At 64.4% G+C, this 22,400-nt stretch carries 23 protein-coding genes; 19 read left to right on the forward strand and 4 right to left on the reverse strand.

Annotated elements, in window-relative coordinates:
* Positions 1–65: 65 nt before the first annotated feature.
* From Q8Q80_RS01875 to flgA, 3 genes are all read right to left on the reverse strand, one after another.
* The gene (locus tag Q8Q80_RS01875; RefSeq protein ID WP_305631304.1) at positions 66–560 is read right to left on the reverse strand and encodes a flagella synthesis protein FlgN; all 495 of its coding nucleotides are present in this window, start codon (positions 558–560) and stop codon (positions 66–68) included.
* On the reverse strand, positions 560–874 hold the full coding sequence (gene flgM, locus Q8Q80_RS01880; RefSeq protein ID WP_305631305.1) for a flagellar biosynthesis anti-sigma factor FlgM: 315 nt from the start codon (positions 872–874) through the stop codon (positions 560–562). Before flgM ends, Q8Q80_RS01875 begins: the two co-directional genes overlap by 1 nt.
* A 159-nt stretch (positions 875–1,033) precedes the next feature.
* The gene (gene flgA / locus Q8Q80_RS01885) at positions 1,034–1,726 is read right to left on the reverse strand and encodes a flagellar basal body P-ring formation chaperone FlgA (protein WP_305631306.1); all 693 of its coding nucleotides are present in this window, start codon (positions 1,724–1,726) and stop codon (positions 1,034–1,036) included.
* 308 nt (positions 1,727–2,034) lie between these two features.
* Here flgA and flgB point away from each other — a divergent pair, with 308 nt between their 5' ends.
* The 9 genes from flgB (at position 2,035) to flgJ (ending at position 9,257) form a co-directional block, all read left to right on the forward strand.
* Positions 2,035–2,442, forward strand: coding sequence for a flagellar basal body rod protein FlgB (flgB, locus tag Q8Q80_RS01890; protein WP_305631307.1), 408 nt, complete (start codon positions 2,035–2,037; stop codon positions 2,440–2,442).
* Between the two features lie 20 nt (positions 2,443–2,462).
* Positions 2,463–2,864, forward strand: a complete 402-nt coding sequence (flgC, locus tag Q8Q80_RS01895) for a flagellar basal body rod protein FlgC (RefSeq protein ID WP_305631402.1) — start codon at positions 2,463–2,465, stop codon at positions 2,862–2,864.
* A 10-nt stretch (positions 2,865–2,874) separates the two neighbouring features.
* Positions 2,875–3,552, forward strand: a complete 678-nt coding sequence (locus Q8Q80_RS01900) for a flagellar hook assembly protein FlgD (protein ID WP_305631308.1) — start codon at positions 2,875–2,877, stop codon at positions 3,550–3,552.
* Positions 3,553–3,566: 14 nt separating this feature from the next.
* The gene (flgE, locus tag Q8Q80_RS01905) at positions 3,567–4,784 is read left to right on the forward strand and encodes a flagellar hook protein FlgE (RefSeq protein ID WP_305631309.1); all 1,218 of its coding nucleotides are present in this window, start codon (positions 3,567–3,569) and stop codon (positions 4,782–4,784) included.
* Between the two features lie 19 nt (positions 4,785–4,803).
* Positions 4,804–5,544: a flagellar basal-body rod protein FlgF gene (gene flgF, locus Q8Q80_RS01910; RefSeq protein WP_305631310.1), complete on the forward strand. Its 741-nt coding sequence runs from the start codon at positions 4,804–4,806 to the stop codon at positions 5,542–5,544.
* Between the two features lie 15 nt (positions 5,545–5,559).
* Positions 5,560–6,342 carry a flagellar basal-body rod protein FlgG gene (gene flgG, locus Q8Q80_RS01915; RefSeq protein WP_305631311.1) on the forward strand — a complete coding sequence of 261 codons (783 nt, stop codon included), beginning with the start codon at positions 5,560–5,562 and terminating at the stop codon, positions 6,340–6,342.
* 33 nt (positions 6,343–6,375) lie between these two features.
* A complete protein-coding gene (locus Q8Q80_RS01920; protein WP_305631312.1) occupies positions 6,376–7,074 on the forward strand; it encodes a flagellar basal body L-ring protein FlgH in 699 nt (232 codons plus the stop codon).
* A 114-nt stretch (positions 7,075–7,188) separates the two neighbouring features.
* Positions 7,189–8,286 (forward strand): flagellar basal body P-ring protein FlgI, encoded by a 1,098-nt coding sequence (locus Q8Q80_RS01925; protein WP_305631313.1) that lies wholly within the window; start codon positions 7,189–7,191, stop codon positions 8,284–8,286.
* On the forward strand, positions 8,286–9,257 hold the full coding sequence (gene flgJ, locus Q8Q80_RS01930) for a flagellar assembly peptidoglycan hydrolase FlgJ (RefSeq protein WP_305631314.1): 972 nt from the start codon (positions 8,286–8,288) through the stop codon (positions 9,255–9,257). The genes Q8Q80_RS01925 and flgJ overlap by 1 nt, the downstream gene beginning before the upstream one ends.
* 35 nt (positions 9,258–9,292) lie before the next feature.
* On the opposite strand, the gene Q8Q80_RS01935 is transcribed toward flgJ, so the two are convergent.
* Complete coding sequence (locus Q8Q80_RS01935; protein ID WP_305631315.1) at positions 9,293–9,745, reverse strand: hypothetical protein; 453 nt, start codon at positions 9,743–9,745, stop codon at positions 9,293–9,295.
* Between the two features lie 133 nt (positions 9,746–9,878).
* On the opposite strand from Q8Q80_RS01935, the gene flgK reads away from it, so the two are divergent.
* The 10 genes from flgK (at position 9,879) to Q8Q80_RS01985 (ending at position 22,296) form a co-directional block, all read left to right on the forward strand.
* Positions 9,879–11,822: a flagellar hook-associated protein FlgK gene (gene flgK / locus Q8Q80_RS01940; protein WP_305631316.1), complete on the forward strand. Its 1,944-nt coding sequence runs from the start codon at positions 9,879–9,881 to the stop codon at positions 11,820–11,822.
* An 11-nt stretch (positions 11,823–11,833) separates the two neighbouring features.
* The gene (gene flgL, locus Q8Q80_RS01945) at positions 11,834–13,117 is read left to right on the forward strand and encodes a flagellar hook-associated protein FlgL (RefSeq protein ID WP_305631317.1); all 1,284 of its coding nucleotides are present in this window, start codon (positions 11,834–11,836) and stop codon (positions 13,115–13,117) included.
* An 8-nt stretch (positions 13,118–13,125) separates the two neighbouring features.
* On the forward strand, positions 13,126–13,575 hold the full coding sequence (locus Q8Q80_RS01950; RefSeq protein ID WP_305631318.1) for a hypothetical protein: 450 nt from the start codon (positions 13,126–13,128) through the stop codon (positions 13,573–13,575).
* A 76-nt stretch (positions 13,576–13,651) separates the two neighbouring features.
* Entirely contained in the window at positions 13,652–14,809 is a 1,158-nt protein-coding gene (locus Q8Q80_RS01955; RefSeq protein ID WP_305631319.1) for an MFS transporter, read from the forward strand.
* A 55-nt stretch (positions 14,810–14,864) separates the two neighbouring features.
* On the forward strand, positions 14,865–16,271 hold the full coding sequence (leuC, locus tag Q8Q80_RS01960) for a 3-isopropylmalate dehydratase large subunit (RefSeq protein ID WP_305631320.1): 1,407 nt from the start codon (positions 14,865–14,867) through the stop codon (positions 16,269–16,271).
* A gap of 18 nt (positions 16,272–16,289) precedes the next feature.
* A complete protein-coding gene (locus Q8Q80_RS01965; RefSeq protein ID WP_305631321.1) occupies positions 16,290–16,412 on the forward strand; it encodes an entericidin A/B family lipoprotein in 123 nt (40 codons plus the stop codon).
* Between the two features lie 46 nt (positions 16,413–16,458).
* Positions 16,459–17,097: a 3-isopropylmalate dehydratase small subunit gene (gene leuD / locus Q8Q80_RS01970; RefSeq protein ID WP_305631322.1), complete on the forward strand. Its 639-nt coding sequence runs from the start codon at positions 16,459–16,461 to the stop codon at positions 17,095–17,097.
* Positions 17,098–17,112: 15 nt separating this feature from the next.
* Positions 17,113–18,186: a 3-isopropylmalate dehydrogenase gene (gene leuB, locus Q8Q80_RS01975; RefSeq protein WP_305631323.1), complete on the forward strand. Its 1,074-nt coding sequence runs from the start codon at positions 17,113–17,115 to the stop codon at positions 18,184–18,186.
* Positions 18,187–18,204: 18 nt separating this feature from the next.
* Entirely contained in the window at positions 18,205–19,320 is a 1,116-nt protein-coding gene (asd, locus tag Q8Q80_RS01980) for an aspartate-semialdehyde dehydrogenase (protein WP_305631324.1), read from the forward strand.
* Positions 19,321–19,629: 309 nt separating this feature from the next.
* A complete protein-coding gene (locus Q8Q80_RS01985; protein ID WP_305631325.1) occupies positions 19,630–22,296 on the forward strand; it encodes a FimV/HubP family polar landmark protein in 2,667 nt (888 codons plus the stop codon).
* The last annotated feature ends 104 nt before the right edge of the window (positions 22,297–22,400 follow it).

Raw genomic sequence — 22,400 nt, forward strand, 5'->3', positions numbered from 1 at the left:
CGTCGCGCAAGCGCCAGAAAGCCCGCTGGCAGAAGCCGCGGGCGCAGTCAGTACTCCAGGGAAGTTCAGGCGCTGCCGAGTGAGCGGCTGGTCGTTCGCGCCATCGACTGGCCGTCCGGCCCGTAGGTAGAAGCCTGTTCCGACGCCGACATCAGCACCGCCAGCGCCTGCTGGCTGGACTTCATTTGCGCCCGGATGAGTACGCCGTTGGCCTGGTTCAGGTCGTGGGCTTCCCGGGCCAGCCCGATGAGTTCCTTGAAGGGCAGCCTGCACGCAGCCCAGTCGGGAGCGCTCTGGAACAGTGCTTCGATGTCGTCGCGCCCCGGTTTGCTGCCGGCGCGGGCCAGCAGCGCAGTGCGCGCGTCACCCAGTTGCGCCAGACGTCCGTACGCTTCGGATTTGCGCGCGGCCAGCACGGCGAGCGTATCGACTTCGCCCGCTTCGAGGGCGCGCCGTTCGGCATGCAAATAGCCGAGGGCGGTACGCAAGGTCACCGTTTCCTCGGTCATCAGTGCGGCCAACCTTGCTGCAGTCTGCGCAGCCGGCTCGGTTGCGGCCATCAGGCTGCCGGGCGCGTGTTCAGCATCTGACGCACGCTTTCGATCAGGCTGTCGGCCACGCGGTCGGCGTTGACCTTGAAGCGGCCGTCTGCGATGGCCTGCTTGATCTCGTCGACGCGTGCGCTGTCGACCACCGGCACATTGGCGACGGACGCTTCAAGTTCGCGCAGTCGCGAGGACGTGCCCGAAATGTCGACCTGCGCGCCGGGTGCGGCGGCAGATGAAGTTGCAGTCGTCGGATTGTTCGCCGAGCTGCTCTTGGTAGCCGAAGTTGCCGTCGGTGCAAGCGGTTTTCCAGTTCCGTCGATTTTCACGATGAACCCTTTCATAAGACGTTCGACTCGTATTACGACGGTCCCCGTACAAAACTTTAGGACTTTTTGTAGGGAGCCGTCCTACACGGCGGCAGGCTCATGAATATACCAAGCAGCGGGGCCGGTGGCGACCGACCTGTTGATGTCAGGGGGCAGTACTCAATAGACCACCTCCACCCGACCGCCCGGGCGGGCGACGCCACTGACCACCTGGCCGCGCCCGGTGCGCACCTGCACCATCTGGCCCTGCTGTGCGTTGGCCAGTGCGCGTCCGTCGTGGCTGATCGAGAAGCCGTCGCCGCGCGCGAACAATTTCACCTGCTGGCCTTGTTGCACCGCGACCGGTGCGCGCAGCCAGTCGGCGCGCAGCGGCTGGCCTGCGCCGATGGCGGCATTGACCGTCTGGCCGATCGCCTGCTGCGGATCACTGACCATATTGGGTGGCAGTTCGGTCAGCTCGCCGCGCATGAAGCCGAAATCGCCGTCGGCGATGATCTGTCCGCGACCGAGCGAGCGCGCAGCGACCAGATAGTCGCCGCTGACCTTGACTCGCGCCGGTACGTAGATTGTCCAGCTGGCTCCCGCGATACAGCGCACGCCGACCTGCACGCGCCCCCAGGCGCGGCTGCCGGTCGGCAGGAATACCTCGTGAGCGGCACAGCTTTCGAGGGCCAGCCGAGCATCGACCTGGCCCACCTCGAAACTGGCCTGACCGGGCAACCCGGCCGTCTGCTGCTGAAGGAAATCGCTGACCGCGCGCTGCAACTGTTCGCTGCCCGGCGCCACCGGCAGCGCAGCCAGTGCAGTGCTGCACAGTGCAATACATGAGGGGATCAGCAGACGACGGATCATGGCGGGCTCCTTGGCAAGGCTTTCATTGCACCACCGGAGCCTGCGTCGTGATGGCGCAAATAGGGCGGAAAGCACCGCCTTGTTCCGGTTTGAGAGCGACAGTTGCCGCAATCCGCACTTGCCGCCCCGCAAACCCTTTCGGGCATTGGGTTTGCGGTGAGTGACAGAGCCCGGAAGCGGCAAGGTTTGCCGCTTCCGGGCGGCAGATAGCCTTGAAAGGCGGGGCACCAACCGTCCTTTTTTGCCGATCCAGACCGGCAATCGGGTCATAGAGTGGCTGGCACGATAGCTGCAATGGGATACCCATCATGCCGAACCCTCTCGACAAACTGCTCGACCTGCCGCAAGCCGCCCTCGGCGTGCGGGCATCCCGCCAGCAAACGCTGGCCGCCAACATCGCCAACGCCGATACACCGCACTACAAGGCGCGCGACGTTGATTTCCGCGGTGCGCTGGAAGCCGCGATGGGGGGACGTCTCGGTGGCCCGGTCGAACTGGCGCGCACGTCGGCGCGGCATATCGAAGCCAAGGGCGACGCGTCGATGGACGCTTCGCTGAAGTACCGCACCGAAACGCAGTCCAGCCTCGATGGCAATACGGTGGACATGGACGTCGAGCGTGCCGCCTTCGCCGAGAACACCGTGCAGTACGAGGCGCTGCTCACCTTCATCAACGGCCGTCTGCGCACCATGCAGAACGCCATTCAGGGCCAGTAAGGAGACAGATCATGGGCAACATGTTCAACGTATTCGGCATCGCAGGTTCCGCACTCACCGCCCAGTCGGTGCGCCTGAACACGGTGTCCAGCAATCTGGCCAACGCGGATTCGGTGACCTCGTCCAATGGTCAGCCCTATCGCGCCAAGCAGGTGGTGTTCGAAGTGCGCCCGATCAGCGAAGGCGGCGACGCCAACGGCGTGCGCGTGACGCAGATCGTCGAAAGTGCAGCGCCGTTTCGCACCACCTACGACCCGAACAATCCGGCTGCAAACGCCGAAGGCTATGTGCAGATGCCCAACGTCAATGTGGTGGAAGAGATGGTGAACATGATTTCCGCCTCCCGCTCGTATCAGACCAACGCGGAAATGATGAATACCGCGAAGCAGCTGATGCTCAAGACCCTCTCCATCGGACAGTAAGGGAATCGTCATGGCAGTCAATTCAACAGGCAATACTTCGGCGGCAGATATCTACAGCTCGCTGAACACCACGCAGACCAAGGCGACTTCGGAAATCGACAAGGCGCAGAACCGCTTCCTGATGCTGCTGACGACGCAGCTCAAGATGCAGGACCCGCTCAATCCGATGGACAACGCACAGGTCACCTCTCAACTGGCACAGATCAGTACGGTGGATGGCATCAGCAAACTCAACAGCACGCTGGAAAAGCTCACCAGCAGTTCCGCCGACTCGCAGCACTTGCAGGCCGCAGCGCTGGTCGGCCATGCGGTGCTGGTCGAAGGGTCGGCGCTGGAACTGGTGAATGGCAAATCGTTGGGCGGCATCGAGCTGACCTCGCCGGCGGATCGCGTCACGGTATCGATCAAGGGTGCCAATGGCGTATTGGTCAAAGAAATCAATCTGGATGCCCGCGATGCCGGTATCACCCAGTTCGTCTGGGATGGTACGGACATGGCTGGCACGGCAGTTGCTGAGGATGGCAAGTACTCCTTCACTGTGAGCGCCATCCAGGGCACGCAGAAGCTGGTCACCACGCCGCTCGAACTTGCCGTGGTGCAAAGCGTGGAGCGCAGTGGCGGCCAGACCCGTCTGAATGTTGGCCAGCAGTCGCTGGTCTCGATGAACGACATCAAGCAAATTTACTGATCGGGAGTTGAATCATGGCCTTCCAGCAAGGACTTTCCGGACTGAACATCGCGTCCAAGGCACTCGATGCCATCAGCAACAACGTGGCGAATTCGACCACCGTCGGTTTCAAGCAGTCGTCGGCCCAGTTTTCCGACCTGTACGCCTCGACACTGGGCGGAGGCGGCAAGGCGCAGATCGGTATCGGCGCCACAGTCATCGGCGTGGCCCAGCAGTTCTCCCAGGGCAACATCACGGTCACCAGCAATCCGCTCGATCTGGCGATCAACGGTGAAGGCTTCTTCCGCGTGAGCGACAACGGCTCGACGATCTACACGCGCAACGGCCAGTTCTCGGTGGACAAGAGCGGCTACATCGTGAATCCGTCCGGCTATCGCCTGACCGGCTACGGGGTGGATGCCGACGACAACATCATCGTGACCGCGCCGATTGACCTGCGCATCGACACCGCACTGAGCGGCGGCGAGCCGCGTGCCACCGTGGGGGCCGATCTGGCGGTCAATCTCGATTCGCGTCTCGCCGCGCCGGCTAATCCGGTGTTCTCGCCGACCGACACCACCAGCTTCTCCTATTCGACTTCGCTGACGTCATATGACTCGCTGGGCAATTCGCACATCATGTCCCTGTACTTCGTCAAGACCGCGACGCCGAACCAGTGGAACGTGCACACCGCGCTCGACGGTGGCGCGGCGACCGCGGCCACGGCTGTCACTTTCAATTCAAATGGCGGTCTGGTCGGCCCGAACACGCTGCCCCAGTCGTTCGCCATCACCACCGGTGCAACCAGTCCGCTGGCGTTCGACCTCGACCTGACGGGTTCGACCCAGTTCGGCTCCGCCTTCAGCGTCAACGCAGTGGCCCAGGACGGCTTTGCCTCCGGCCGCCTGTCCGGCATCAGCGTGTCGCCGGAAGGCGTGCTGCAGGGGCGCTACACCAACGGCCAGTCACGCAACCTGGGTCAGGTCGTCATGGCGACCTTCCAGAATCCGGACGGCATGACCCAACTGGGCAGCAATGGCTGGGCAGAAACGTCCTTCTCCGGCCCGCCTGCAATCGGCGCACCGGGCTCCGGCAACCGCGGCGGCCTGCAGCCGGCGGCGGTGGAAGATTCCAATGTCGACCTGACTGCCGAACTGGTGAACATGATCACGCAGCAGCGTGCCTACCAGGCCAACGCACAGTCGATCAAGACGCAGGACCAGATCATGCAGACTCTGGTCAACCTGCGCTGACCGCCGCTGAGGACCCACCATGGACCGCCTGATCTATACCGCGATGAGCGGCGCCAAATGGACGCTGGAGCGCCAGGCGTCGGTCGCGCAGAATCTCGCGAACGCGTCGAGTACCGGCTATCGCGCCGAAGAGCACCGGCTGCGTGCCGTGCCCATGCAGACCGAAGCGTTCGCCTCGCGCGCCTTCGTGGTGGATGCCAGCGTCAAGAACGATTTCACACCCGGCCCGCTGCAGCAGACCGGCGGTGCCTACGACGTTGCCATCAAGGGCAGCGGCTGGTTCGCCTTGGCCATGCCCGATGGCACCGAGGCCTATACCCGCAACGGTCATCTGCAGATCAGCCCGACCGGCGTGCTGCAGAACCACAACGGAATTCCGGTGCAGGGAGAAACGGGCCCGATCACCGTGCCGCCGGATACCGAGGTGACCATCGGCGCGGACGGGACCCTGTCCGCCGTGCAGCGCACCGGTGGCGTCAATCAGGTCAACCAGATCGGCCGGCTCAAGCTGGTCGACCCGCCCGAAGCCACACTCAAGCGTGGCGATGACGGCCTGTTCCGCGTCACCACGCCGGGCGCGGTGCCGCAGGCACAGAACGTGCGGGTTGCCGGTGGTTTTCTCGAAGGCAGCAATGTGAATGTGGTGGATCAGGTGGTGGCGATGATTTCGCTGTCGCGCCAGTTCGAAATGCAGACGCGCATGCTGACCACGGCAGAGCGCGATGACCAGGCGGCGACCCAGCTGCTGTCCAACCGATAACCGGAGAATACGACCATGATCCGCTCGCTGTGGATAGCCCGCACCGGCATGGATGCACATCAGACCCAGCTCGATGTCATCACCAACAACCTCGCCAATGTCAGCACGAATGGTTTCAAGCGTGCACGCGCCGTGTTCGAGGATCTGCTGTACCAGACGATGCGCCAGCCCGGCGCCCTGAACACGCAGCAGAACACCATTCCTTCAGGCCTGCAGATCGGTACCGGCGTGCGCCCGGTGGCGACCCAGCGCATCCAGACCCAGGGCAATCTGCAGCAGACCAGCAATTCGCTCGATGTCGCCGTGCAGGGCGAGGGCTTCTTCCAGATCCAGATGCCCGACGGCACGCTGGCCTACACCCGTGACGGCTCCTTCCAGAAGGACGCGCAGGGCGTCATGGTCACGTCCAGCGGCTTTCCGGTGCAGCCGCAGGTCACCATTCCGCCCGACACGGTGTCGTTGACCATCGGTCGTGATGGCGTGGTCAGCGCCTTGCAGGCCGGGCAGGCTGCGCCGACCCAGATCGGTCAGTTGCAGCTGGCGACCTTCGTCAATACCGGCGGCCTGCAGAGCGTCGGTGAAAACATGTACGTCGAAACCGCGTCGAGCGGCACGCCGACGCCCAACACACCGGGTACCAACGGCGCCGGCCTGCTCAACCAGGGCTTCGTCGAAACGTCGAACGTCAATGTGGTCGAGGAACTGGTGCAGATGATCCAGACCCAGCGGGCATACGAAATCAATTCGCGCGCCATCCAGACTTCGGACGAAATGCTGGCCCGGCTCACCCAGCTCTGATCGGTCGCGCCAATGACCCGTGGAGAATCCGTCATGAACAACGTACGCATCCAGCAGATCGCCCGCGCCGCCGGTTTCGTCACTGTGTTGCTGGTGGCGATCATGCTGGCCGGCTGCGTCAATACGCCGCCCACCGCGGTGCATCAGCCGATGACCGCGCGGCCGCCGCTGAAGACCGACTATGTGCTCAACAGTGGCGCCATCTTCCAGCCGTCCGGCGGCGCGCGTCCGTTGTTCGAGGATCGCCGGGCACGCTATGTCGGCGATACGCTGGTCATCAACATCAGCGAACGCACGCAGGCGGCGAAGAAGTCGGCCAGTACGGCAAACCGCACGCAGGATGTCGAAATGGGCGTGCCGACCATCGCGGGCCTGCCGGGCAAGAGCCTGCAGGGCGCCACGGTGGCCGCCAACAGCGCCAATGCCTTCTCCGGCAAGGGAGCGTCGTCGGCTGACAACAACTTCACCGGCACCATCACGGTCACGGTGATCGAAGTGCTGCCCAATGGCAATCTGCTTGTGTCCGGCGAGAAGCAGGTTGCGATCAACCAGGGCAACGAGTTCATCCGCTTCTCGGGCATCGTCAATTCCACCCAGATTTCCGGCGCGAATACCGTGCAGTCAACCCAGGTTGCCGATGCGCGCATCGAGTACCGCGCCAATGGCTATATCGACGAAGCGCAAGTGATGGGCTGGCTGGCGCGCTTCTTCCTCACCTTCATGCCGCTCTGAAGCGACATGCCAGGCGCGGTTTTTGCCATCTTTTCCGGCCATCGAAAGCGGCCCGGGCAACGTATAAACACGATTGACGCTGCCTCAGATGCCACGCCCGGAGGGCGAACTGCCATGAAACGGATAACGACTTTTCTCCTGCTTGCCTTGCTTTCCATGGCGCCCGCACACGCCGAGCGCATCAAGGACCTCGCGACGCTGGCCGGTGTTCGCAACAACCAGTTGATCGGCTACGGTCTGGTGGTCGGCCTCGACGGCTCGGGCGACCAGACCACGCAAACGCCGTTTACCGTGCAGAGCGTGATCAACATGCTGGGCAATCTGGGCGTGACGCTGCCGCCCGGACAGAACCTGCAGCTGAAGAACGTGGCGGCCGTGATGGTCACCGCCAACCTGCCGCCCTTTGCGCGACAGGGGCAGGCGCTCGATATCACCGTGTCGTCGATGGGCAATGCAAAAAGCCTGCGTGGCGGTACGCTGGTCATGACACCGCTGAAGGGTGCCGACGGCCAGGTGTACGGCATGGCCCAGGGCAATGTGGTGGTCGGCGGCGTGGGCGCTTCAGCGGGTGGCGCTTCGGTCACCGTCAATCATCTGTCGGTCGGCCGCATTGCCGGCGGGGCAACCGTCGAACGCGCGGTGCCGACCAGCGTCGGCGAGGGCGAGTTCGTGGAGCTTGAAACCAATACGACCGATTTCGGCACGGCCCAGCGCATGGTCGATGCCATCAACAAGGAAATGTTGCCGGGGACGGCGGTGGCTGCCGACGCAAGACGGATCCGCGTGCGGGCACCGGTGGATCCCGGTGAGCGTGTCGCATTCATGAGCCGGCTGGAGAATATCGACGTGACGCCGGCGCAGCAGGCGGCCAAGGTGGTCGTCAATTCGCGCACGGGTTCGGTCGTGATGAACCAGGCAGTAACGCTGGATACCTGTGCCGTCGCGCATGGCAACCTCACGGTTACGGTGACCGCCGAGCCGGTGATCAGCCAGCCCGGCCCGCTGTCCGGTGGCCGGACCGTGGTCGCGGAACGCAACCAGATCGATATCCAGCAGGAAGGCAGTGCGCTGATCAATGTGAAGAAGGGGGCCAACCTGTCCGAGGTGGTGCGTGCGCTGAATGCGCTGGGCGCCAATCCGCAGGACCTGATCATCATCCTGCAGGCGATGAAGGCCGCCGGTGCGCTGCGCGCCGAACTGGAAGTGATCTGATGGAAAACAGCGGCCTCACTTCGCTGGCGGCCGATGTACGCGGGCTGGACGTGCTGCGTCGCGCCTCGCGCGACAACTCGCCGGAGGCGTTGAAGGCGGCGGCCAAGCAGTTTGAGGCCATGTTCCTGCAGGTGGTGATCAAGTCGATGCGCGAGGCGTCGCCCGGCGACGAACTGTTCGGCGGGCAGGAAAGCAAGATGTATCAGGACATGCTCGACCAGCAGTGGGCCCAGGTGATGAGCGAAGGTGGGGGCACAGGGCTGGCGCAGGTGCTCGAGCGTCAGCTGTCCGCCAATGCCCGCAGCGCCGACACGTCGCTGCCGATCGATCTCAAGCCGCTGTCCGACGCGGCGCAGTTTTCCGGCATCGCGATGATGCCGGCGACGGCAATGTCTGCCGTGCGCAGGCAGACTTTGCAGGGCAGCGCGGCAACGCCGGCTGAATCGGTTCTGGCGGGTCTGGCCGCGGAACAGCCGCCGGTCAGCAGTCCGAACGTGCCGGCCCACGCGCGGGCCTTTGTAGAACGTGTGTGGCCGGCGGCGCTGTCGGCCAGTCGCGCAACCGGCATTCCGGCCCAGTTCCTGGTTGCCCAGGCTGCACTGGAAACCGGCTGGGGACGCGCCGAACTGTCGGCATCCGATGGCGCGGCCAGCCACAACCTGTTCAATATCAAGGCTGGCAGCAGCTGGCAGGGCCAGACCGTGAAGGTGTCGGCGAGTGAATTCGTGGATGGCCGCTGGACCCGCGAGGACAGCGCCTTCCGTCGCTACGGCTCCTACGAGGAAAGCTTTGCCGACTACGCAAAGCTGCTTCTCGAACAGCCGCGCTACGCGCGCGTGGTTGGCGCGCAGGACGCCGGCAGCTTCGCGCGCGGCCTGCAGCAGTCGGGCTATGCGACCGACCCCATGTACGGCGCCAAGCTGGAACGCATCATCAACGGTCCGCTGCTGCGTTCGGCGCTGGCCGAATGAGTCATTGACTGAACCCGGCGATTCGGGGCGGCGCATCAAGGAAGCAACTCAAGACAGCGTTTCCGGATGAGATCGGCCTGACCTTCGGCGCCCGCTTCGCGCAGGGCGCGTACGCACACATCGATTGCCTCGTGCAGTGCGGCTTCGTCGGTCACTGCACGCAACGCGGGCTTGATCCGTGCGGTGTCTCCGCGCAGGGCGCGCTCCATGGCTTCCATCAGATACAGGCGGGCAATGGCGAGTGAGCGCCGCGGTGGCGTACCGCCATTGGTGTCCCGACGTTCAAGCGTGACCAATCCGAGTTCGAGCAGCGTTGCGGCGGCGGCAAGCAGACGCGGGCCCTCGGCAGCGGGGCGGCCGAGGGCGGCAAACAGGGCGGCAAAGTCCTGCCGCCCATCCACCACAATCAGCAGCACGCGGGTCAGCGGGTCGAGCCGGTCACTGCGCCGGACCATTTCCGCGCGCCCGGCCATTGTCTTGGAAGGCACGTCAGTGCTGCGTATGCGGTCGATTGTCCCGGTCATGAGCCGAATTGTTGCAGGCCCGTGTGACGGAAATAAAAAAAGCTGGCAAAGGTTTTGCTTAGATGGGTCGTAAGCACTCTGAACGAGACGACACATCATGGGAACGCAGCTCTACAACATCGGGATCACCGGACTGAACGCCGCACAGGCAGGGTTGATCACGACCGGTCACAACATTTCGAACGCGGCCACGCCCGGTTTCACCCGGCAGCAGGTCGTGCTCGGCACCAACGATCCGCAGCTGACCGGCAGCGGCTTCCTCGGACAGGGCGCACGGGTCGAGACGGTGCGGCGCATCTATAGCCAGTTCCTGACCGCCCAGGTGATGGAAGCCAAGACCCAGAGCGCGGAATACGGTGCCTACGCCGACCAGATCGCCGCACTCGACAACCTTCTGGCCGATCCGCAAGCCGGCCTGTCGCCCGCGATGTCCAACTTCTTCGACGCCCTGCAGAGCGTATCGGCATCTCCCACCTCGCTGGCGTCGCGCCAGTCGGCGATTTCGGCCGCCCAATCAATGACCGCCCGCTTCAATGCGCTGGATGCGCGGCTTGAACAGATCCGCACCGGCCTGAACGGCGAAATCTCCGGTTCGGTCGAAGAAATCAACCAGCTCGCTTCGCAGATCGCCCGCTACAACGACCAGATCGCGGTCGCCGAATCGACCACCGGGTCCAACCGGCTCGCCAACGACATGCTCGATGCGCGGGAGCGGCTGATCACCGAACTGAACGAACTGGTCCGCGTAACCCAGTTGCAGCAGAGTGATGGCTCGATCAACCTGTTCATCGGCAACGGCCAGCCCGTCGTGGTGGGTGGCAGTGCCTTCAGGCTGAGTGCATCGCCTTCGGTGGAGGACGCCAGTCGCACCGAAGTCACCTACACCGCGCCCGGCGGCGCCGTGCTGCGGCTGCAGGAAGACACCATCACCGGCGGCAAGCTCGGCGGCCTGCTCGCTTTCCGCCGCGAAACCCTCGACGAAGCGCAGAACGCACTCGGCCGGATTGCCATCGGCGTGGCCGAGCAGTTCAATTCGCAGCATGCGCTGGGTCAGGATCTCAACGGCGCGCTGGGCACCAACGTATTCAACGTGCTCGCGGGCAGTGCGCTGCCGGCGAACACCAACAGCACGGTGGCCGCTGCACTGGTGAATGTGACGATCAGCAACTCGTCGGACCTCACCACGAGCGACTATCGGCTGAATTTCGACGGTGCGACGTACACACTCACCCGCCTGTCGGACAACCAGAGCTGGTCGGCCGCGACCCTGGGCGGCTTGCCCCCGGCCGGCAGCCCGCAAGGCTTTACACTCGATTCGGGGGCGACCACGCTGGCCGCCGGTGACAGCTTCCTGATCCAGCCGACCCGCAATGGCGGCTCGGATATCCGCACCGTCATCACCGATCCGCGCATGCTGGCTTTGGCGATGCCGATCAGTACCACGGCGGCTTTGGCCAATACCGGCAACGGCAGCATCAGCGCGGGCGCCGTGAGCTCGACCACCGGCTTGCCGCTCGGCGGCCCGATCACGCTGACCTTCGACGCCACGGCAAACGTATTCAACGTCACGGGCGGCCCCGGCGGCACGATTGCCTACAACCCGGCGACCGAGTCGGCCGGCAAGAGCTTCACCTTTGCCGGTCAGGGCGGCTTCACCTTCCAGTTGTCCGGTCTGCCGCGCAATGGCGACACCTTCACCATCGCGCCCAACAGCAGTGGCCAGGGCGACAACCGCAACCTGCTTGAACTGGCGGCGCTGCAGAACAGCAACACGCTGGCCGGTGGAACGACCGGATTCCAGGGTGCCTATGCCCAGATGGTGGCGTCCGTCGGCGCCCAGGCGCGTGAGGTGCAGGTGAACCAGACAGCCCAGAAGGTGCTGCTGTCGCGCGTCGAGGAGTCGCAGCAATCGTTGTCCGGCGTCAATCTCGATGAAGAAGCAGCCAACCTGCTGCGCTACCAGCAGGCCTATCAGGCCGCCGGAAAGATGATCGAACTGGCCAGTCGCCTGTTCGATACCTTGTTACAGATCGGTCGCTGAGGAGAATCCTGATGCGCATATCCACCAATACCGTCTATGAAGCGGGCACCTCGGGTCTGGTCCGTCAGAGCGCCGACCTGTTCCGTACCCAGCAACAGATGTCATCGGGCAAGCGGGTGCTTGCGCCGTCCGATGATCCGGTTGCCTCGGCGGCGGCGCTGGAGATCGACCAGATCAAGGCCATGAATGACCAGCACGCCGTGAACCGGCGCGATGCCAACAGCGCGCTCGGCTTTGCCGAGTCGCAGATTTCCACCGCCGGCGATCTGATCGCATCGATCCGCGAACGTCTGATCCAGGCCGGCAATGGAGCACTGAGCGACAGCGACCTGAAATCGATCGCCACCGACATCCGGGGCAGCTTCGCCGGGCTGATGGGGGTTGCCAATTCGCGCGATGCCTTCGGCGACTTCCTGTTCTCGGGCTATCGCAGTGATACCCAGCCGTTCGCCGGCAGCATCGAGGCGGGCGTGACCTACGCCGGCGACGATGGCCAGCGCGAGGCGCAGGTCGGCTCCGCCCGGCGCATCGCAGTCAGTGATTCGGGCAGCATGGTGTTCATGCGCATGCGCACCGGCAATGGCGATTTCACGATGAGCCCCGGCGCGGGCAACACCGGCAGCGCAGTCAGTGATCTGGGCAGCGTGACCAGCGGCGTCGACTGGAACGCCACGACCAATGGCGGCAGCTTCAACATCGTGTTTGATGTGACCAACAACGTCACCACCTACGACATCATCGACAACACCTCGGGCAATTCGATGCTGACCGGCGCCGCGCCGGGTGCCGCGCCGTACCCGCGGACCTATGTCGAGGGCGACACGATCACGCTGGCATCGCAGGGCGCCGAGCCGGCCTTCGACCTCGGTGCGCGCTTCTCGATCACCGGTTCGCCGGCCACCGGCGACAGCTTTTCGCTCGACCGCAGCGCCACGCAGAGCGTATTCGAAACGATCTCCGACATGGTACTGGCGCTGGAAGCCGGCACCAACGGCAATCCGGTCGCCATTGCGAAACTCAACAACACGCTGTCGGCCACGATAGGCAATATTGATCAGGCGCAGGAAGCCCTGCTCACCGTGCGCTCGCGCATTGGTGCGCGTACGGCCGAACTGGATGCGCTGAATTCGCTGGGTGCCGATGTCGACCTGCAGTTCCAGTCGCAACTGGCCGACCTGCGCGACCTGAACTACACCGAGGCGATCAGCCGGCTGACGCAGCAACAGACCTATCTGCAGGCGGCGCAGCAGTCCTTCCTGAAGGTGTCGGGGTTGTCGCTGTTCAACTACATCTGAGGCGCGCCATGAATTTCCGGTTGCTCGCATTGATCGCCCCCTGCCTGCTGGCAGCCTGTACGTCGCTCGACCGTACGCTGCCGAATTCAGGGTCGGTCATTCCGAATACCAGACTGCAGCTGACGCCCGGTTACGCCACCACGGCGGAAAAGCTGATCTATTTTGCCGGCGCCGCCTACGTGGCCTATCTGGTTCTCGACCCGATGGCGCCGAACTGGTCCATCGACGAGGCCAAACTGTCTGAAGACACCTACTACCTCGGCATGAAGAAGGTGCGCATACGCTCCGGCGGCGAGGGCGAGGCGCGCATGGTGTTCAACCGGCGCGCCGAACAACTGGCCCGTGCCGGCGGCTATGCCGGTTACCAGATCGTCAGCTACAGCGAAGGCATCCAGTCCGACCTGATCGCGCAGCGGGTGGGTGAGGGCGTCATCCAGCTCCAGCACGGCACGCGCTGACCGGCCCTGAACACCGGCGTCGGCGATCGTGTGGCCGGCCGGTCCGCCGCTGCGGCGCCTCGGGTAGACTTCGCCGATGTCGCTCCCCTACTGGCGCCTGTCCGCCTACTACTTCTTCTATTTCGCCTTTGTAGGCGCCTTTTCGCCCTACTTCGGTCTCTACCTTTCTTCCATCCATTTCTCCGCGGCCGACATCGCCATCGTCATGTCGCTGATGCAGGTCATGCGTATCCTCGCGCCCAGCCTGTGGGGCTGGCTGGCCGACCGCATCGGCGCCCGGGTGCCCATCGTGCGTGCGGCGGGCCTGGCCAGTCTGGCCGGCTTCCTGATCTTCTTCACCACCGACCAGTTCATCGGCGTCTTCGTCGCCATGGCGCTGATGTCCTTCTTCTGGAGCGCGTCGCTGCCATTGGTGGAAGCGCTGACGCTGGAACACCTGAAGTCCAGCGTGTCGCGCTACGGCGCCATACGGGTCTGGGGATCGGTCGGCTTTGTCGTCACGGTGCTGGTGCTGGGCGATGTGCTCGAGCGTACCGGCCTGGATGCCGTGCTGTGGGCCTGCAGCCTGTTGCTGGCCGGCATCTTCCTGTTCGCGATGTGCGTGCCGGAGGCGCCGGTGCACGCCGGCGCTGTGGCGGCCACGCAGTCGCTGCGTGCCATCCTGCGGAGCCGTCCGGTCGCAGGGCTGTTCGGTGCGGCCTTCTTCATGAGCTGTGCGCATGGCGCGCTGTATGTCTTCTATTCGATCCATCTCGACGAACACGGTTACAGCAAGCGGGTGATCGGCGGGCTGTGGACGCTGGGCGTGCTGGCCGAGATCGGCGTTTTCCTGTGCATGCCATGGCTGCTGCGCCGCTTCACGCTGCGCGCGTTGTTGCTGGTGGCGCTGATGGCGGCGGTGCTTCGCTTCGCGGTCATCGGCTGGGCGGTCACCGCACCTCTATGGCTGATCGGCGCGCAACTGCTGCATGGCCTGACCTTCGGCGCCTTTCATGCCGGCTCGGTGGCGGCGCTGAACCAGTGGTTCGACGCGCGCCAGCAGGCGCGGGCGCAGGCGTTGTATGGCAGCGTGTCATTCGGCGCCGGCGGCATGGTGGGCGGTTTGCTGGCCGGCTGGATGTGGGCACCGCTGGGCGGCGCCTGGGCGTTCTCGGTCAGTGCGCTGTTCGCGGTTGCCGGCTACGCCTTGCTGCGCTGGATGTGGCGCCCGGAAAGCGCGCCCGGGCACGGCTGAGCGCCCGCCGGCCGGTTATAATCTCCGGTTTGGCTGATCAGCGGGAATCGTTTCAATGGCGCAAACGCTTTACGACAAATTGTGGTCCGGCCATGTCGTGCATACCGAAGACGACGGCACGACGCTGCTCTACATCGACCGCCACCTGGTACACGAAGTCACCAGTCCGCAGGCCTACGAAGGCCTGCGTCTGGCCGGTCGCAAGCCCTGGCGCACGGGTTCCATCGTGGCGACCGCGGATCACAACGTGCCGACCGACGGCTCGGATCTGTCGGTGGCCGACCCGACCTCGCGTGCCCAGGTCGAAACGCTGGACGACAACATCCGCACCTACGGCGCGCTGGCCTACTTTCCCTATCGCGACAAGCGGCAGGGCATCGTGCACGTGATCGGACCGGAAAACGGCGTGACGCTGCCCGGCATGACCGTGGTGTGCGGCGACTCGCATACCTCGACGCACGGCGCGTTCGCCTGTCTGGCGCAGGGCATCGGCACGTCGGAAGTCGAGCATGTGCTGGCCACGCAGTGCCTGCTGCAGAAGAAATCGAAGTCGATGCTGGTCCGGGTCGAAGGCGAGCTGGGCCGCGGCGTCAGTGCCAAGGACATCGCGCTGTACGTGATCGGCCAGATCGGCACCGCCGGCGGCACCGGCTATGCGATCGAATTCGGCGGCTCGGCCATCCGCGCGCTGTCGATGGAAGGCCGGATGACCCTGTGCAACATGGCGATCGAGGCCGGTGCGCGGGCCGGTATGGTGGCCGTCGACCAGACCACGATCGACTACCTGCGCGGGCGGCCGTTTGCGCCGCGCGACGAGCAGTGGGACCGCGCGGTCGAGTACTGGCGCACGCTCAAATCCGACGACGGCGCACAGCACGACCGCGTGGTCGACATCGATGCCCGCCGCATCACGCCCCAGGTCACCTGGGGCACGTCGCCCGAAATGGTGACCGACATCCGCGGCCAGGTGCCGGCGCCCGAGGATTTCGCCGATCCGGTGCAGCGCGAAGGCGTGGCGCGCGCGCTGCAGTACATGGGGCTGACCCCGCGCACGCCGATCGATCAGATCCGGATCGACAAGGTGTTCATCGGTTCCTGTACCAATTCGCGCATCGAAGACCTGCGCGCGGCCGCCAAGGTGGTGCAGGGCCGGCACATCGCCGACAACGTCAAGCTGGCGATGGTGGTGCCGGGCTCCGGTCTGGTCCGGGCGCAGGCGGAAGCCGAAGGGCTGGACAAGGTGTTCAAGGCGGCCGGCTTCGAGTGGCGCGAGCCGGGTTGTTCGATGTGTCTGGGCATGAATGCCGACCGGCTCGATCCGGGCGAGCGCTGCGCCTCGACCTCGAACCGCAATTTCGAAGGTCGGCAGGGTGCCGGCGGCCGCACCCATCTGGTCAGTCCGCAGATGGCGGCGGCGGCGGCCATCGCCGGCCGTTTCGCCGATGTGCGCGATGTCGTTTGAGAATCCGGGAGAGTGGGCATGAAGCTGATCGTAGTGTGCATGAGCGCCATGGCGCTGCTGCTGGCGGGTTGCAACACAGTCGAAGGACTGGGCAAGGACATCAGGAAGGGTGGCGAAGCCATCGAGAAGTCGGCGAAATAGCAACTACCAGCGCAAAGTCAGCGAAAGAACCCAGGCAAATCACGCAATGAATCCTTTCACCACACTTGACGGACTGGTCGCGCCGCTCGACCGCGCGAACGTCGATACCGACGCCATCATTCCGAAGCAGTACCTGAAGTCGATCAAGCGTTCGGGTTTTGGCCCGACGCTGTTCGACGAATGGCGCTATCTCGATGTCGGCCAGCCGGGGCAGGACCATTCGAAGCGGCCGCTGAATCCGGACTTCGTGCTGAACCAGCCGCGTTTCCAGGGCGCCAGCATCCTGCTGGTGCGCGAAAACTTCGGTTGCGGCTCGTCGCGCGAACACGCGCCCTGGGCGATCGAGGATTTCGGCTTCCGCGCCATCCTCGGCACCACGTTCGCCGACATCTTTTTCAACAACTGCTTCAAGAACGGCCTGCTGCCGATCCGTCTGCCGCAGACCGAACTGGAACAATTGTTCCTGCAGTGCGCCGGCACACCGGGCTACCGGCTGCGCATCGATCTGGAAAGCCAGACGGTGATCCGGCCGGACGGCCACGTCATCCGCTTCGATGTCGAAGCTTTCCGCAAGTACTGCCTGCTGAACGGCTTCGACGACATCGGCCTGACCTTGCGTCAGGCGGACAAGATCCGCGATTTCGAAGCCCGTCGCCGCATCGAACAACCCTGGCTGTTTGCCTGAACTCTGGAGCGTCCATTGAAAGTCTGCGTTATTCCCGGTGACGGCATCGGCGTCGAGATCACGGCCGAGGCGCTGCGCGTGCTCGAAGCGCTGCGCGGCGATGGTCTGAAGATCGAATTCGAACAGGCGCTGCTCGGCGGCTGCGCGGTGGACGCCACCGGCAAGCCCTATCCGGAAGCGACGTCGAAGCTGGCGCGCGAAGCCGATGCCATCCTGCTCGGCGCGGTCGGCGGTCCGAAATGGGACACGCTGCCGCGCGAACAGCGCCCCGAGCGCGGTTTGCTCGGCATCCGCGCCGAACTGGGCGTGTTCGCCAACCTGCGGCCGGCCATCCTGTATCCGGAACTGGCGAATGCCTCGTCGCTGAAACCCGAGGTGGTGTCCGGACTGGATATCCTGATCGTGCGCGAACTGACCGGCGACATCTACTTCGGCCAGCCGCGCGGCATCGAGGAGCGCGACACGCAATGGGGCCGTCAGCGTGTCGGCTGGAACACGATGATCTACGCTGAAGAGGAAATCCGCCGTATCGGGCGCGTCGCCTTCGAAGCGGCGCGCAAGCGCGGCGGCAAGCTCTGTTCGGTCGACAAGATGAACGTGCTCGAATGCACCCAGCTGTGGCGCGAGGTCATCACGGCCATGGCTGCTGACTATCCGGACGTCGAGCTGTCGCACATGCTGGTCGACAACGCCGCGATGCAGCTGGTTAAGGCGCCGAAGCAGTTCGACGTGATCGTCACCGGCAACATGTTCGGCGACATCCTGTCGGACGAGGCGTCGATGCTGACCGGCTCGATCGGCATGCTGCCATCGGCTTCGCTGGACGCGAACAACAAGGGGCTGTACGAGCCCAGCCACGGTTCGGCGCCGGACATCGCAGGCAAGGGCGTGGCCAATCCGCTGGCGACCATCCTGTCGGCGGCGATGCTGCTGCGCTACAGCGGCGAGGACGAAGCGAACGCGGTGCGCATCGAAAATGCGGTGCGCAAGGTGCTGGCCCAGGGCTTGCGCACCGGTGACATCTACGAAGCCGGCACGCAGCGCGTGGGTACGAAGGACATGGGCGACGCGGTCATCGCGGCGCTGTAACGCTCAGAGGGCAAGACAATGTTGAAGCTGGGTATGGTGGGTTGGCGCGGCATGGTGGGTTCGGTACTCATGCAGCGCATGCGTGAAGAGGGCGATTTTTCGCTGGTCGAGCCGGTGTTCTTCACCACGTCCAGCGTCGGTGCGGCCGGACCGGACGTGGGGCAGGGCAGTGCGCCGCTGCTCGATGCGGCCGACGTCGGCCAGCTGGCGAAGATGGACATCATCATCACCTGCCAGGGCGGCGACTACACGAACGAGGTGTTTCCGAAGCTGCGTGCCGCCGGCTGGAAGGGCTACTGGATCGACGCCGCGTCGGCGCTGCGCATGAAGGACGACGCCATCATCATTCTCGACCCGGTCAACATGGACGTGATCAAGTCCGGTCTGGTCGGTGGCGTGAAGAACTACATCGGTGGCAACTGCACCGTCAGCCTGATGCTGATGGGCGTCGGCGCGCTGTTCACGGCCGGTCTGGTCGAGTGGATGAGCGCCATGACCTACCAGGCGGCATCGGGTGCCGGCGCGCAGAACATGCGCGAACTGCTGGCGCAGATGGGCACCTTGCACGGCGTTGCCGCGCCGATGCTGAAGGACAGTTCGTCGGCCATCCTCGACATCGATCGTGCCGTCACCGACAGCCTGCGCAATGCCGACTTCCCGACGGCGAATTTCGGCGCGCCGCTGGCGGGCTCGTTGATCCCGTACATCGACAAGGAGCTGGACAGCGGCCAGAGCAAGGAAGAGTGGAAGGGACAGGCTGAAACCAACAAGATCCTCGGTCGCACGGGATCTGCGATCACCCCGATCGACGGCATCTGCGTTCGCGTCGGCGCGATGCGCTGTCATTCGCAGGCGCTCACTATCAAGTTGCGCCGCGATGTGCCGTTGGACGAGATCGAAAGCATGATCCGCGAAGCGAATGCCTGGGTGAAGTTTGTCCCCAACCATCGTGAGGACAGCATGCGCGACCTGACGCCGGCGGCGGTCAGCGGTTCGCTGACCATTCCGGTCGGTCGCGTACGCAAACTCAATATGGGGCCGGACTATCTCGGTGCATTCACGTGCGGCGACCAGTTGCTGTGGGGCGCCGCGGAACCGCTCCGGCGCATGTTGCGCATCCTGATCGAAGCCTGACCACGCATCGACCCATCGCGCTCAATGCGCGATGTGTCGTAGCAGACAGTATCGCAACATAAAGCGACTGTTTAGCTTGCAGTGCTAAGACCATGATGTTATTTTGAGATTTGGGTTTTAGCGCGCGAGGAAAACGCGGTGCGTCATAGCGATAAAAAACATTCGATCCGCCTGTTGACCGCGTTGCTGTCAGCGCTTCCGCTGACAGCCGGTGCAGCCGGTCTGGGCAAACTCACTGTTCAGTCCGCTATCGGACAGACCCTCCGAGCAGAAGTCGAGTTGTCCGCCAATGCGGATGAACTGGCTTCGATGACCGCCAGGCTCGCGCCGCCAAGCGCCTTCAAGCAGGCCGGCGTCGAGTACGCCACCAGTCTGAGCGGCGTCAAGGTCGCAGTTGAAAAACGCGGGTCGCGCCCGGTGCTGGTCGTGACCAGCGAGCGGGTCGTCAACGAGCCTTATCTGGATGTCCTGATCGAGCTGAACTGGTCGTCCGGCAAGCTGGTCCGCGAATACACCTTCCTGCTCGATCCGGCCGACATGCCGCGACAGGCGCCGGTTGAGCCGGTCGTCGTCAAGAGTGCAGAGCCGCGTGCAGCGACCAGGGCGCCGGTCGCGCCGACGCGTGCACCTGCCGACAACATCTATGAAGTAAAGCGCGGCGATACGCTGAGCCGTATCGCCGGCGAGCATATTCCTGCCGGCGTGAGCCTCGACCAGATGCTCGTGGCGCTGGTTCAGGCCAACCCGGAAGCCTTTGACAACGGCAACATGAATCGCCTGCGTGCCGGGCGCATTCTCTCGATTCCCGATCAGACGGCCGCGCAGGCTGTGTCGCCGCAGGAAGCGCGCAAGATCGTGATGGCCCAGACCAGTGACTTCGCGGCCTACCGCGCCCGCCTGGCGGGCGCCGTGGCCGATGCTCCGTCTGCGGCAGACACGGCCAGCCGCGCCGCGTCCGGCAGGATCGAAGCGCGGGTCGACGATCGCGCACCGTCGGCAGCAGCTTCGTCGGATCAGGTCCGGGTGTCAAAATCCGCTGCCGAAAGCGACCGCAAGATCAGCGCGCTCGAAGAAGAGGTGGTCGCCAAGGACCGTGCTCTCAAGGATGCCAACAGCCGTCTGGCCGATCTCGAACGCAATGTGCGTGAGTTGCAGAAGCTGGTCGAACTGAAAAACACCCCGATGGCGCAGGCGCAGCAGCAGGCGGCAGCGCCGCCGACGCCCGTTCCCGTTCCCGCTCCGGCGCCCGTCGTCGTACCGACCGAAAAGCCGGTGCCGGATCTCGCTGCCGATGCGGCGAAGCCCGAAGACAAGGAAGTGCCGGATCTGGTGGCGCTGGCCGATGAGGAGCCGGCGGAAAAGCCGGCCGAGCCTCCGGTGGCTATCGAGCCGCCCAGGGCGGAACCCGTGCCGCCGGTCGCCGCGTCTGCTCCGGTGCCCGAACCCGCCCCCGAACCTGAACAGCCGGGGCTGTTCTCCGATCCCAAGACGCTGGGCGGACTGGGGGCCGTGTTGCTGCTCGTCCTGGGTTACCTCGGCTATCGCAAGTCAAAGGCCCGCCAGCCCCTGCCGGACGCAACGCCTTCGACCACAGCCGGTCTCGAGGCAATGCCTGCCGCATCGTCGGTGATCGGTGCAACGGGTGGTGGCCAGAGCGTCGATACCAGCGCCAGTTCGATCCAGACCGATTTCAGCCAGTCTTCGCTGTCGTCGATCGATGCCGACGAAGGGGTTGATCCGGTCGCCGAAGCTGACGTTTACATGGCTTACGGGCGCGATGCGCAGGCGGAAGAAATCCTGCTCGAAGCGCTGAAGACCGAGCCGAGCCGTCACGCAATCCATCTGAAGCTGCTCGAAATCTACGCTCAGCGGAAATCGGTCAAGCCATTCGAAACGATGGCCACCGAACTCTATGCGCAGACCGGTGGTCGTGGCGCAGACTGGGAAAAGGCGGCCTTGCTGGGTCGCTCGGTTGACCCGACCAATCCGCTTTACGGCGGCGGCGACGAGGCGCCGGACGACGGTTTTGACGAACAGGCGTCGATGGCGGCTACCGTCGTCGTGTCGGGCGCCGACAAGATGCGCGATACCTGGACGTTGCCGGGTGACATCGGTCAGCTCGCATCAGGCGGCGAACCCACGATTGCGCTGGATCTGAACAAGCTCGACCTCGGTGCCCCGGAAGTGCCGGCAGCGAAGGTCGATACGGATCTCGATTTCGATCTCGACATCCAGTCCGCGGAGCCGCTGGCGGAAGCGCCAGTGGTCGGCGTCGCCACGACAATGACCAAGCCGGGTGAAGAGTCGGACGCGGATTCTTCGCTTGATTTCGACCTTGGTCTCGACTTCACCTCGGACGATCCGAAGAAGGACGTCAGCACCGTCGTTCTTGAAAAGAATGTCGCAGACACGGCGGAAGCCCTTGCCCAGTCCTCGCAGGGATTCGATCTTGATCTGTCGTTGCCGGCGGCGGGCGACGATCCGGATGCCGCGGCCAGCGGTGCGGTGGTCGATCTGGAACGCACCGACGTAGGGAATCTGATCGACTTCAACTTCGACGCATCGGACGCGCCGGCTCAGGCGACGGCTGAACCCGTGATCGATCTGTCAGACATCAATCTCGATCTGGGCGATCCGTCTACGCTTGAAACCGACATCGTCGGCGACCCTCTGCATGCGTTGGAAACAGATGTGGTCGGCGATGCGGTGCAGGCGTTCGACGAACCCGCGCCGCAGGCACTTCCGGACCTGAGCGAGTCCTCGGTATCCACGGTGATCAACCCGGAAGACATGCTCGCGACCGAAGAGCCGCCGCAGACGGCAGCCGAAGAGGCGGAGACCAAGCTGGAGCTGGCGCGCGCCTACGAAGAAATGGGCGACAAGGAAGGTGCGCGCGAGCTGCTGCAGGAAGTCGTGCGCGAAGGCACGACGGACCAGCAGTCGCAGGCGAGCGAAATGCTCGCGAAACTTGCCTGAACGGGACATTGCAGCAGATGGATCGGCCTGCGGGCCGATCCCGCCCGCGCAGCACACATACCCGCGTCCCGGCTGAAAATTCGCTCGCCTGCCCTGTTCGCCCG

Origin of the sequence: Methyloversatilis sp., from assembly GCF_030698125.1 — a bacterium.
GTDB lineage: Bacteria > Pseudomonadota > Gammaproteobacteria > Burkholderiales > Rhodocyclaceae > Methyloversatilis.